General features: G+C 39.8%; 8 protein-coding genes. All 8 read left to right on the top strand.

Annotated elements, in window-relative coordinates; translation table 11 throughout:
- The first annotated feature begins 108 nt into the window (after window positions 1-108).
- The 8 genes from QUG14_RS06285 to QUG14_RS06250 all read left to right on the top strand — a co-directional run bounded on the left by QUG14_RS06285 (window position 109) and on the right by QUG14_RS06250 (window position 13823).
- The gene (locus QUG14_RS06285; RefSeq protein WP_289339666.1) at window positions 109-1632 is read left to right on the top strand and encodes an aldehyde dehydrogenase family protein; all 1524 of its coding nucleotides are present in this window, start codon (window positions 109-111) and stop codon (window positions 1630-1632) included.
- A gap of 19 nt (window positions 1633-1651) precedes the next feature.
- Window positions 1652-2860, top strand: a complete 1209-nt coding sequence (locus QUG14_RS06280; RefSeq protein WP_289339665.1) for an iron-containing alcohol dehydrogenase — start codon at window positions 1652-1654, stop codon at window positions 2858-2860.
- 344 nt (window positions 2861-3204) lie between these two features.
- The gene (locus QUG14_RS06275; RefSeq protein WP_289339664.1) at window positions 3205-4140 is read left to right on the top strand and encodes a manganese-dependent inorganic pyrophosphatase; all 936 of its coding nucleotides are present in this window, start codon (window positions 3205-3207) and stop codon (window positions 4138-4140) included.
- Between the two features lie 122 nt (window positions 4141-4262).
- Window positions 4263-4676, top strand: a complete 414-nt coding sequence (locus QUG14_RS06270; RefSeq protein ID WP_289339663.1) for a MerR family transcriptional regulator — start codon at window positions 4263-4265, stop codon at window positions 4674-4676.
- 62 nt (window positions 4677-4738) lie between these two features.
- A complete protein-coding gene (locus QUG14_RS06265; protein WP_289339662.1) occupies window positions 4739-6049 on the top strand; it encodes a hemolysin family protein in 1311 nt (436 codons plus the stop codon).
- A 373-nt stretch (window positions 6050-6422) separates the two neighbouring features.
- Window positions 6423-7529 (top strand): copper resistance D family protein, encoded by a 1107-nt coding sequence (locus tag QUG14_RS06260; RefSeq protein ID WP_289339661.1) that lies wholly within the window; start codon window positions 6423-6425, stop codon window positions 7527-7529.
- Between the two features lie 21 nt (window positions 7530-7550).
- A complete protein-coding gene (locus QUG14_RS06255) occupies window positions 7551-11786 on the top strand; it encodes a multicopper oxidase domain-containing protein (RefSeq protein ID WP_289339660.1) in 4236 nt (1411 codons plus the stop codon).
- A gap of 141 nt (window positions 11787-11927) precedes the next feature.
- On the top strand, window positions 11928-13823 hold the full coding sequence (locus tag QUG14_RS06250; protein ID WP_289339659.1) for a PKD domain-containing protein: 1896 nt from the start codon (window positions 11928-11930) through the stop codon (window positions 13821-13823).
- Window positions 13824-13897 lie beyond the last annotated feature (74 nt).

Here is a 13897-nt window from a genome sequence, read left to right as displayed (position 1 = left end):
ACAAACTTATTTCTAAAGCTCAAAAAAGCTAATTCCACGTTAAAATCGGCTTTAAGATTTTAACAACAATGTTCACGAAATTAGCTTTTATAAAAAGGAGGAACGAAAATGGTAGTAAAAACGGATGTTCAAACATTTCCGCTTTTTATTAATGGAAAGTGGGAATCTGCAAGCAATCAAGAAACCTTTGATGTCTTTAACCCAGCAACTGGTGAACTCGTGGCAAAAGTAGCAAAAGGGACTGCGGAAGATGTGGACTGTGCTGTACAGGCGGCGAGAGACGCATTCGATAATACCCAATGGAAAAATATGAATCCAAAAGACCGCGCGAAAGTTTTATATGCTATTTCCTATCAAATTGCAGAGCATGCTGAGGAGTTAGCCTATTTAGAAGCAATTAGTTCCGGTGGCACTGTACGTCGGATCGGCAACAGTGATATTTTGCAAATGGTTGATTTATTTCAAACACTAGCAAATTTCACGCTAGAATATCCATTTTCAGAAACCTTGCCAGTACCGCCATTTCCAGGACCGGCACATAATTTTGTCTGGCGTGAGCCAATTGGGGTTTGTGCAGCGATAACACCTTGGAATTTACCAATGGTAATTGCGACATGGAAAATTGCACCTGCATTAGCAATGGGAAATACTGTGGTCATTAAACCTGCAAGCTATACGCCACTATCAACTTTAAAGCTGGCTGAATTGATTTCAAAGGTAGTTCCACCTGGAGTTATAAATGTGGTTACAGGTCCTGGTGCTGAAATTGGAGAAGCCTTAGTTCGACACCCAAAGGTTGACAAGGTAGCCTTTACGGGATCAACAGAGGTGGGTAGGAGAATCATGAGTTTGGCTTCAGAAACGATAAAAAATACTACTTTAGAGCTTGGGGGAAAATCACCAAACATTCTTTTAGAAGATGCTGACCTCAGCATTGCACTTCCAGGCAGTCTGTTTGGCGTGTTCTTACATTCTGGTCAACTTTGTGAGAGCGGCACTCGATTATTTGTTCCAGATTCCTTATACGATCAAGTTGTTGCAGGTCTGGTGGCACTAACTAGCAAACTGAAGCTCGGTAATCCGCTTGATCCGATGACAGATGTCGGTCCTGTGATATCTAAAAAGCAAAAAGAAAGTATTCTTTCCTATATTGAAGCAGGAAAAAAAGAGGGAGCAACTCTTGTCTGTGGTGGTAAAGAAGTCAAGGTTGCGGGCTGTGAGGATGGCTATTTTGTTGAACCCACCATTTTCACCAATGTGACCAACGATATGAAAATAGCCCAAGAAGAAATTTTTGGTCCTGTGTTATGTGTAATCCGTTATTCGGAATTAGACGAGGCGATTAAGATGGCCAATGATACGATTTATGGATTGGCAGCAGGTGTTTGGACGCGAGATGTCAATAAAGCGTATGACGTTGCAAGAAAACTTCAGGCAGGTGTTGTATGGATTAATGACTGGCATATGCTTAGAAGTGATGCACCATTTGGCGGATATAAGCAAAGCGGCATTGGCAGAGAAATGGGACAGCAATCACTAGATGCCTATACCCAAACAAAGCATGTTCACACATCCATGTCTCCAGAACTTGAGAGACGTAACTGGTACGGAATTCTGTTTGGCCAAAACTAATGAAGAGGTGAAGAAGATAATGAAAACTTCCTTATCACAGTTTATGCTTCGCACTGGAATTTACAGTGGTTCGAATGCACGAGCAATGGTGCCCAGCTTGTTTGCTGGACTTGGTGCAAAGAGAGTCGTTCTATTAAGTGACAGAGGATTAGAAAAAGCAGGTGTCGTTCAAAAAGTTGCTGAAATATTCAATTTAACAGGTCATGGCAGCGGTCCACAGCTGGTCGGCCAATATCTTGATATTACCCAAGATGCCGAAAGCCGCTGCATTAATGATGCTGTTCGGTATGTTAAAGAAGTGGGCGGTGATGCCTTGCTAGCAGTTGGCGGTGGTAGTGTCTTAGATACAGTTAAAGGGGTTAAGTATGCGATTCATAAAGGATTATCGGATATTAAGGAAGCGATTCCAGGCGGCCTTTTATACCAACAATTTCCAAAGGCAAACTTTATCCCGATTCCACATATCGCGATTCCAACTACAGCAGGAACAGGGTCTGAAGTTTCCCCGATTGCTGTTATTTTTAATGAAGAGATTCAGATGAAAACTAATATTATTAACCCGTTCATTAGTGCGGATATGGCGATTCTTGACCCTGATTTAACCGTCGGACTGCCGCCATTTATCACAGCCTTTACTGGGTTTGACGCCTTAACACATGCGATTGAAGCACTTGCCTCGCCAACAGCGACGGCGTTGACGGATGCTTATGCTCTGCATGCGATTCGTTTAATCGAAAAAAGTCTTCCAGTAGCAGTGTCAGAGGGAACGAATATCGCTGCCAGGATGGATTTACTACAAGCGAGCCTAATGGGGATTACCGCCTTTAGCTTTGCTCTAAATGCGATCCCCGTTCACAATATGGCACACGCCTATGGTGCATTGTTTCGTATCCCGCATGGCTTGGCCAATGCTGTTTTCCTTCCTGTTGTCATGGAAATGGTTCCTACATTATACCTGCCAAAAGTGAATGAGCTTGCTGCCGCCTTGGATGTCGAAGTGAAAGGTGATACTGCTGAAGCGGCATTAGCAAAGGTTGTAGAAAAGATTCGTTTATTGCAGCATAAGGTCGGTCTTCCTGCAGATTTCAAACAGTACAATATTACCGAAGAAAATCTCGCACAGACAGTTCCTGCTGTTATGAAGGATCCGGCAGCATTAAGTTTCCCAATGCCAAAAGAATTGATTGCCGCCATTGGACAAAGAGTCGTTCCACTTGGGGTAAAATAGGTTAGATTAACCCAGCAAACAGCGAAAGCGCTGTTTGCTGGGTTTTTTTATGAAAAATGATCAAATGATTGGGTAATTTTGTTATCCGAGAGTAATTCAGTTTTATCCGAGAGTGAATGGGGTTTATCCGCGAGTAAATTGAGTTATGCGAGAGTAAATCCGCTTTATTCGAGAGTAAATCGATTTATCCAAGAGTAATCTGCATCTTATACAAATTTTATAATGATATGTATTTTCAAATTTTTTTTTTGAATCCTATTAAAGAATCATATATAATTTTCGTTAGGGTCAATCTCAGTAATGGAGTTTGTCTACATATTTTAATACGATTAGGAGTCAAATCAATGGAAAAAGTACTTATTTTCGGTCATAAAAATCCTGACACAGATACGATTTGTTCTGCAATTGCGTATGCAGATTTGAAAAAACAACTTGGTATGGATGTGGAACCCGTTCGTTTAGGAAGTGTGAATGGTGAAACTCAATATGCTTTGGACACGTTCAACGCAGAGGTACCTCGGTTAGTTGAAAATGTAGCATCAGAAGTAGATTCGGTTATTTTAGTTGACCACAATGAACGCCAGCAAAGTGCAAATGATATCGCAGACGTTCGTGTTTTAGAAGTAATCGATCACCACCGTATCGCTAACTTCGAAACAAGTGATCCTTTGTACTACCGTTGTGAGCCAGTTGGCTGTACAGCTACCATCTTAAATAAAATGTACAAAGAAAATGGCAAGGAAATTAAAAAGGAAATTGCAGGTCTTATGCTATCAGCAATTATTTCTGATTCATTGCTGTTTAAATCTCCAACTTGTACACCTGAAGACGTTGCGGCTGCAGAAGAATTAGCTGAAATTGCAGGTGTCGATGCACAAAGCTACGGCTTGGAAATGCTAAAAGCTGGAGCTGACCTAAGCGATAAGACGATTGGAGAATTAATCACCTTAGACGCAAAAGAATTTGAAATGGGTTCTAGCAAGGTAGAAATCGCTCAAGTGAACGCTGTGGATACGGCTGAAGTTCTAGCACGCCAAGAGGAATTAGAAGGTGCTATTACTAAAAATATTGCAGACAAGAATTTAGATTTATTCTTATTTGTGGTAACGGATATCTTAACAAATGACTCTGTAGGTTTAGCGTTAGGAAGCAAAACAAGTGCTGTTGAAAAGGCATATAATGTTACACTTGAGAATAATACTGCTGTATTAAAAGGTGTTGTATCTCGTAAGAAACAAATCGTGCCAGTATTAACAGATATTTTTAATCAAGGTATTTAATATAGGAAAACCGTTCTTATTATATAGGAACGGTTTTTTTTAGTGAAAGTATTACGTTGACTGTACAGTTTTGATTATGATATTATTAGATAATAATAGGGAGGGGTGAGTAAGTTGGGAAGTTGTATCGTATCGGAGAAATAGCCAAGTTAATGAATATCTCCAAAAGGACAATTGATTATTACACCCAAATAGGCTTGCTTAACCCTGTTCGGACGGATTCTAATTATCGATTGTATGGAGAAGACTGTATTAAAATTATGCATTTAATTGAACACTATAAGAATCTTAATATGCCACTTGAGGAGATTAAATCCTCGATTGAGTTAATTAAGACTGAAAATTGTGTTGACAAACAAAAAGTAGAAAAGCATTTCGAACAAATAGGTATTTTAATGCGTCATCTTAAAGAAGAAATTGAAGCCATTGAACCCATTCTTGAAAAGCTAAACGGTAATCAAAAAGAAATGGTTGTCAATAAACTTTCTTCACAAGGTGTTCCATTAGCCCAAACTTTATTATTATTACTAAGTTAAACTTACATTTACAAAAACCAGGAGGTGTATTCCTTACTCACACACTTTGAGTAAGGAGACCATTGACCATTATTAACTTGATTGTAATTGCAATTTTAATTGCTTTTACGGCATTCTTCGTGTCTTTCGAATTTGCCATTGTAAAAATCCGCAGTACACGAATTGATCAGCTTGTAGCAGAAGGTAATAAAAAGGCAATTGCAGCTAAGAAAATTGTTTCAAATTTAGATGAATATTTATCAGCGTGTCAATTAGGTATTACTGTTACTGCATTAGGATTAGGTTGGTTAGGTGAACCGACTGTTGAACACATGCTTCATCCATTGTTTACTCAATTTAACATACCTGAATCAGCATCAAGTATATTATCATTTGTAATTGCTTTTGCGTCGGTAACTTTTATACACGTTGTTGTCGGAGAACTTGCGCCGAAAACCATTGCGATTAATAAAGCAGAGGCAGTCACATTAATTTTTGCAAAACCTATGATTCTATTCTATAAAATTATGTATCCATTTATAAAAGTATTAAATGGATCTGCTCGAGTAATTGTTGGGGTATTTGGATTAAAACCTGCTTCAGAACATGAGGAAGCTCACTCAGAGGAAGAACTTCAATTAATTATCTCTGAAAGCTACAAGAGTGGGGAAATCAATCAGTCTGAATACAAATACGTGAATAATATTTTTGAATTTGACGATCGGATTGCAAAAGAAATTATGGTCCCGCGGACTGAAATCGTTGCGTTTGACAAATCACAAACACTAGAAGAATGTTTGGAAATTGTCAAAGTAGAAAACTATACAAGATATCCAGTCATTGATGGTGAAAAGGATAATATCGTTGGTATGTTGAACATGAAGGAAGTCTTGACGGATTATATCAGTGGAAAAAACCTTGATACTCCAATTGATGAATATACACGTCCAGTAATCCAAGTTATTGAATCCATAGCTATCCATGATTTATTAGTAAAAATGCAAAAAGAACGTGTTCATATGGCTATCTTAATGGATGAATATGGCGGTACGGCTGGATTAGTGACGGTTGAAGATATTTTGGAAGAAATCGTTGGGGAAATTCGCGATGAATTTGACGAAGACGAAGTACCAGAAATCAATAAAATTAGTGAACATAAAACCGTGGTAGATGGTAAAGTTTTAATCGATGAAGTGAATGATTTATTCGGATTAGACATCCATGAAGAAGAAATGGACACGATAGGTGGATGGATTTTGTCTGAGAAAATGGATGTTGTCGAAGGTGATAAGGTCCAGTATGGTGACTATGAATTTAAAGTTCTTGAAATCGATGGGTACCATATAAAACTATTGGAAATCGTTAAATTAATGAAACATGAATCAATAGCATAAATTTACCCTCTTGTTTAACAGCAAGAGGTTTTTTTTATTTACTAGTATTAAAGACCCAGACTTACTGCGGTCTTTTTTTTGACGAAAAATCGCATGAAAGTACAGGTGAAAATACAAAATACACCCTAAACAGTGAATCTAGTTAGTATTTGTCGAACTATTAATAGAGGTTTTTGAAGGTTTTTAATTAATATATAGTGTAATAGATTTGCAACTAAAGAACTATTTTTGCGGGTCAATTGTGCTATTACTTTTTTCATTGAATAGGTATTAATAAAAAACAAAAGGAGCTCATCTTGAAAAAAATCAGCCTGCTCAATATGTGTATATACGTTTTCTTACCTCATTCAACGGGATATGGTTGGAGGAAATGATGAACCTATTAACGCCTATTGCAGATTTTGCTAATTATTTAATTTTTTCACTGTTAGTCGGTCATGTTGTCCTTCAATTTGTTCCTGAATCTAAGAAACCAAGTATTCAACTTCCGAACAGATTATTACTTATCAGTACACTTGGGATTATTATCTTTACTTTTATTCCAGTATTTTCGTTAATTTTGTTTTTTGATGATTCAGTTGGGTTCGCCACAGCTGCTGCTACTGTATTAATGAGTTTACAAATTGGGCAGGGATGGCTGTTTATCACTGTGTTTGCCATTTTCTTATGGTTGACAATTTATTTAGAACGCTCTAAATATTTACAAGCTTTTTGGATTATTTTAATGATGATTGCCATTGGTTATAGCAGTCATGTTTCAACACAATCCTTCGTGGTAGGGATATTTTCTCAAACTACTCACTTCCTTATGGTTATGGTTTGGGTAGGTGTTGTGCTGCTTGTGTCCTGGTTTTCCAAAGATAAAGACCATTGGACGGAATTCTTACAGTGGTTTTCACCTTTGGCAGTTGTATGCATGGTTAATATTTTTGCAACAGGATTTGTCATTATGATGACCATTGATCAGCCTACAGAATATTTAAATGGCTGGGCAACACCATATGGCAGAATGTTATTGTTTAAGCATATAAGTATTATTCCTATCATTATGTTCGCCATCATTAATGGGATTCTATCAAAAAGGGTGTCTGCATCATCACAATACGACCCACGAACATGGTTAAAAGCAGAAAGTGTAATACTTTTATTAGTTTTCTACTTTACAGCGGTATTGGGTACATTATCACCACCGTTTGAAATGATGGAGAATGCCAAGCAAACTGCTAGGGTACCTACATGGATTGATTGGCTCTTAGCAAAAAATCTACCCCTGCCGATAGAAATTGAATTTGCGCCAACGTTTTTTTCAATCTTGTTGATAACAACAGCACTACTCTTTTTGTTATTAATTTTGATTAGTTATCGAAAGATGAGTCCGGTTTTTGCCACTGTATTTGGTGGTTGTTTTATTCTTACCTTGTATTTAGGGCTGATTTTTTCTTGCGCGCTTTATCCAATCGTCAGAGCAGACATACTTTAGGAAATGAAAGGGGTACAAAGGTTGAAACAAAAGAATTCTTTATTCCTATTAATCAGTTTTATTATCTTATTTTCTATTGTATCTCTCTCAATGGTTATCATCGTTCATTCATCAGAATTAAAACTAGCGCTGGCTTTAGATAAAGGAAAAACTGGCACAGTACCCAAGATCGAAGTGGAAAAAGTTTCTAGTAACCAAAAAATAGCAAATACTACGAGTAATATTCCAAAGAATGAAACCTCACCGTCAATCGCCGAATCGAACGAAGCGATTATTCAGACGAAGGCATCACAGACTAAATCCGATCCTATCTCATTGGCTAGTTTAGAAATGCCAAATGAAAAATGTCTTAAAGGAGCCCCAGTCCGTACTTTTACTATTACGGCGATACAGGTAGACATGGTCTACAACAAATTTGGGGATCATGACCCAAATGCAAAAATATATGCCCTAAAAGAAGATGTTGATAAAATTCGACAGGCTGTAGCTGATAATCCAGGAAAACCAGTGAAGGAAATCCAGCCGCTGGCACTCCGTGCGAATAAAGGAGATTGTATCCAAGTTACCTTCAGCAATCAGTTGAATGAAAAGGCATCAATTCATATTGAAGGTGTCGGATATGATGTCAAAGGGTCAGATGGCACCCAAGCAGGCTATAATCCTGACTCAACTGCTGCTCCAAATACAGAAATAATATATACGTGGAATGCTGGCGATGAAGGAACATTCTTTTTTTACAATGGAGCAGACCTAACATACTTTACAGATCCCACCGGCGGCAGGGGGACAATGGGTGATGGTCTGTTTGGGGCATTAATTGTTGAACCAAAAGGTGCGACGTGGACCGACCCTGTAACAGGTAAAGTGTTAACGAGCGGTTTATATGCAAATATCCATCTACCTGATCAACCGGATTTCCGTGAGTTTACGCTGTTTTTTCATGATGGTATCAGTGCTCAATTTGGTACGCCGCCACCACCTGGAACCCCGGAAGTGGAAGAACCAGAAGAAGAGGAACCACATGAAGAAGAACCGCATGTAGAAGATCCAAATGAAAAAGAACTCTATGCGGTAAACTACCGTGCCGAACCTATGGATGAACGCTTGAAAAATGCAATGGGTGAGGATGGTAAAGATGCGACGATGTTCTATTCCTCTTGGGTTTTTGGTGATCCGGCAACACCTATTACGAAATCCTATGTAGGTGACCCTGTAAGATATCGAGTCATTGGCGCAAATAGTGATGAAAATCATGTTTTTCATCTTCATGGTCACCGTTGGAAAAGTGATACTAAGAAAACGAACACAGTTGACTCTGATACGTTGAATATTGGTGATACCCAAACTGCAGAATTAGCATTTGGTGCTGGGTATGACAAAGATAATACAGGTGCACCAGGAGATTATTTATGGCATTGTCATTTATTCCCTCATTATTTGGAAGGCATGTGGGGGTTGATGAGAGTATTTGATAAGGCACAGGCAGGCCTGCTGCCATTACCAGACAGAGAAGTCCCATCAAGTCCAACCGAACAAAATCCTGGTTTTCCTAATTATATACCTGGTGAAATAGGCAAACGTCCACCGAAGGCACCTGATCCGGAATTGCGTCCTGCGACAGAATCTGAAAAAGCAGCATTAGGTTCTCTTGTACCTGGCGCGCCAAATTTTGACCGCTGTCCAAAGGATGCCCCAGTGCGTAAATATGACATTGTCGGGATCCAAACAGAAATTGTTTACAACTCTGAGGGTGATCGTGATAAGGAAGGACGAATGTACGTCTTAGCCGAGGATGAACAAAAGGTACTGAGTGGAGAGTTAAGGCCGCGACCACTTGCAATTCGTGCTAATCAGGGAGATTGTGTGGAAGTCACATTAGAAAACCACCTCTTCAATGCCAAGGAACCGAATGCCTTATCGATACACATTCATTTTGTTGCCTATGACCCGCTAGGTTCTGATGGGACAGCTGTTGGATGGAACTATGATCAAGGTACGGAGCCGGGGGGAAAAGTCCGCTATCGCTGGTATGCAGATGAGGAAGGATCAATCTTTTTCCATGACCATACCTCGGCTGGAGAAAAGGGGTTCCATGGGACGTTTGGCACTTTAATTGTTGAACCAAAAGGCTCAAAATGGCTGGATCCAAAGACCGGAAGGGAAATAAGGTCTGGTACCGAAGCCATGATTGTTCATCCGGAAAAAGAAGATTTTCGTGAACAAGTCCTTATCTATCATGATTTTGCTAGACTATGGGACAAAAATGGAGACCTGCTGCCGTTAGAAACAAATCCAGAAAATTTCATGCACGCACATGGGTATGCTGCGGTCAATTATTCGAATGCACCATTTTTTCGAAGAAATAATGCAGATCCTGCCTATGTCTTTAGTTCATGGGTACACGGAGATCCACAGACACCAATCATTCAGAGTTATCCAGGGGATCCAATTAAGATCCGTTTAATCCAGGGTGCACATGAAACCCAGCATAACTTTAATGTTCATGGATTAAACTGGAAGCGGGAGTCAGGTGTAGAGGATTCAGAATTAACGTCTACGCAAACCATTGGGATGTCTGAACAATTTACGATGGAAATACAACCAAATCCAGTAGGTGTCCAGCAGCGTGATTACCTCTGGTCTTCTCAGCCAATAGAAGATTTATGGAGCGGATTATGGGGCTTTGTAAGAGTCTGGGGTGAAAAAACACCTACCTTGCAAAAACTACCAGATCGACCGCAACTAAAAGCATCGGTTGTGCCATGGAAAGTTAGTCAGATGAAGAAAAATGGAACAAAACCACCGAAGGCGCGAACCCCAGGGAATCCTTGCCCTCCTGGTGCTTTGGTAAGAAAATTTGATATTACCGCTTTTATGAAGGACATTGTCTACAACAAGTACGGTGACCATGATCCTTTTGGAATGATGTTCTCGCTTACAAAAGACTATTTAGATATCAAAAACGGGAAGAAACCTGCTGAACCACTCGTCATTAGAGCCAATGAAGGGGAATGTATTCAGGTCACACTCTCAAATCAACTTCCGTTGGACCCGCCTGAAAACCTGGATGATCCTGCTTTGTTAATGGCAAACCAAGTCAATTGGAAGAATTCTAATCGGGTATCCTTGCACCCTCAAATGGTGCAATACGATATGCAGGGATCTGATGGTGCCACAATTGGCTATAATTATGATCAAACCATTGGTCCAGGTGAGAAAATCACCTATCAATGGTTTGCGGATAAGGAATATGGCGGGACCATCCTTTATGACTATGGAGATATTCGCAGTCATAGGCTCCATGGAGCTTACGGTTCGCTTATCATTGAACCGAAGGGCGCAAAATATCGTGACCCGAAAACCGGTGAAGAAATTTCCTCAGGAGCACGGGCTGATATTATTGTTCCGAATATGCCAGATTTTAGAGAGCAGGTTCTAATGTTCTCGGATGGCCTTTATACCATTGGCAAGGATGGGAGCATACCAACTCCAGGTGTCGCAGACCTGGACATGGAGGACCGTGGTGAAAAGGGTATTAATTATAGCTCAGAACCGTTTAAACATCGGTTAGCTGCAAATCCTGATAAATCGCTAATTTTTAGTTCTATTATTCATGGTGATCCATCAACACCAGTTCCGGAAGCTTATGTTGGTGACCCGATCAGATTAAGGGTGATGCAAACAGCTGACCGTTCAAGAGGCAGTGTGTTTACACTTCATAGTCATCGCTGGCGCTATCAATGGACGGATCCGAACTCTAAACTAGTATCAAGTCAGGGTTCACTCACACCAGGGGAAACCTTGGATATTATCCCGGTACAAAATGATGGATTAGTGAATCAAGTAGGGGATTATGTTTATCGGGAAATGAAGCTAAGAAGGTATTTAGAAGGTGGTTTATGGGGAATGCTTCGTATCCATAATCAGCCAAAAAACCAACTGCTGACGCTGCCTGACCGACGTCCAGAAGCGCCATTTAGTGTGAGTGGAGTAGTTTCATTAAATAAGAAGGTTATAAACTTACAATGGAAATCAACTGTTAACAAAGATATAGTCGGTTTTAATCTTTATAGAACAACCTCGACCGCAAGGGGATACCAAAAGGTAAATCCTAGTTTAATACAATCCTTGTCCTATACTGTACCAGTAAGTCCGAACACCCCAAAATATTATTACACGGTTACCTCTGTTGATAAATTTGGGAATGAATCTTCGTACTCAAAACCTATATTAATAGAAACTGGTCTAACAAGGTGAGCTTTTGTGTTCATTTTTAATAGTCAAATAACACTATTAATGACGGAATAAAATTGAAAAAAAGAAAGGGGTAATAGGGATGTAGAAATGAAGATTACTAGGTTATGAAAAGGTTGAAAAATTGAAGAAGGTGGGTTGCGGATGCTGCCAAGGGGAAGTAGAAGAAAGAGAAAGAAGCCCTCAACGTTAAAAAGTGTTTTTCTATTAGCAATAACGATTGTATTAATCGTTAGTAGTGGAATTTGGGGAGATAGTGGGGCAAAAGCGGAATATGTTGTACCAATTGAAGATATTCCAAAACTGACAAAAGTCGGTCCAATCGGGGATTATGGTTATCCTGTATGGTATAAAGATTCAAAAGGTAAAAGGTTGGAGCTATGTTTAGAAGGATCTAATCCTCTCTGTGGTTTTGTAGCAGGGGATTTTCCAACAGACCCTAACTTAAATGTAGAGAATGGTAACTTCCCAGGAGAAGCTTTTTATCAGTTAGCAAGTGCTTCAATCGCTCTGCCATCTGGGGGAGATGCGGATGCCGTCTTCGCTCTTGAGGCTGCATGGGCAAATGAAATTGTCAATGATGGCGACCAAATAGTATTCGGCCGGGTCCGGTTTCGAGTTGACGACCTAATAACAGATCGAGAGTATACAATCACACATCCTTATGGTGTCGATAAGATTGTTGCTACTGCAGAGGATGAAGATAATCCTCAAGTAGGCGAAATCAGATTTGTTGAAGATATTGGAATAAATGGCGGCTTCGAAGGGGCTAGAACGAGCCGTATTGGGACTTTTCTTGAATGGGATACTGGAGCGCCTACTGGGTATGTCGGAGACCCGAATGTTGACCATAAAATAAAGAATGGATATTTTAACGGTACAGAGGAACAAAACTATTTTAGGATTCAAGGACCTGGTATTAATAGTACTTGTAATACAAGTTCAGGTACAATTCAGAATTGTATCCAAACGGATTTATTCAGTCTAATGGGGAAAGAAGCAACAACTTCTGGTGTTGATGCTATGAGAGCTACATACAGCCAAGATACTGCTGGTAGTGGGACAATTGATGTATTTGCTTTTACAGAAGAAGATAAAGCCTATAAAATTGATGTGGATGTAAATGGTGACAAAATCAGTGATAAGACATTGACGGGAACAGCTGGAAAATACTTTGGCCGAGTTGGATTTACGGGTACATTACCGAACTCAATAACCGTCACTAATTCAACCGATAATCCAGTTAGTGTCAAAACCGTTACGCCGGTCGACCACATAACAGGAACTGCCAAGTATGATACAAATTCCGAGACTCTCTTTATTACAGCGTCTTCTAGTGATAAATTAAATAAACCAAAACTCACGGCAGCAGGTTTTGGCGATATTCCTGCTTCAGGAACATTAGTGATTAATAAGCCGGCGTATATTCCGCCAACTATTACCATAACTTCAGCAGCTAATGGCAGGGAAGTTCTGCCAGTAAACGTTACGGCAGATCCAGCATTGGCAAATGCGGGCGTTGCTCAAACGGTAAAACAGGGCTCGGTGGTAACCTTGGACGGAAGCGCATCCAGCAATGCGAAGGATTTCGCTTGGGTACAGGTAAGTGGTCCTACCGTTACACTTAATGGTGCAAACACGGCTGCCCCATCTTTTGTGTTCCCAACAAATCAAACGGTTCCAGTCAGTTTTAAATTAACCGTTACTGGTTTTAATGGTGAAGTCTCGACAAATGAATCAATTGTTACGATTACACCTGCTCCAGATAATGTTGCTATTTCATCTGCTGTTTTCACAACTAGCAATTCCACAATAACAGTGATTGGTAAAAGTGATGTAGGTGGAGTGACGGTCACGGTTTATAGAGGAAATCAGACCAATCCAAAAGCTGAATTGCTTGGAAAAGCAACGGCCAACAGTACCGGAAGTTGGACGTTCAAAAAGGCTTTAACGAAACCGATGGTTGCAGGGGAAATCATTACAATTGAATCAAGTTCTGGTGGAACACACACTAAGACGGTTAGTATTAGTACCAGATAGTAGTAAGCAGGAAAGAAACTCAAACATAGTTTCTTTCCTGTTTTTATTTTAGGAAGTGAAAAAATGGGCTTTCT

The sequence above is a fragment of the Neobacillus sp. CF12 genome, assembly GCF_030348765.1.
In the GTDB taxonomy this organism is placed as follows: Bacteria; Bacillota; Bacilli; order Bacillales; family Cytobacillaceae; genus Neobacillus.
Note: the sequence above shows the minus strand (reverse complement) of the source record. Positions and strands in the feature narration are given on the sequence as shown.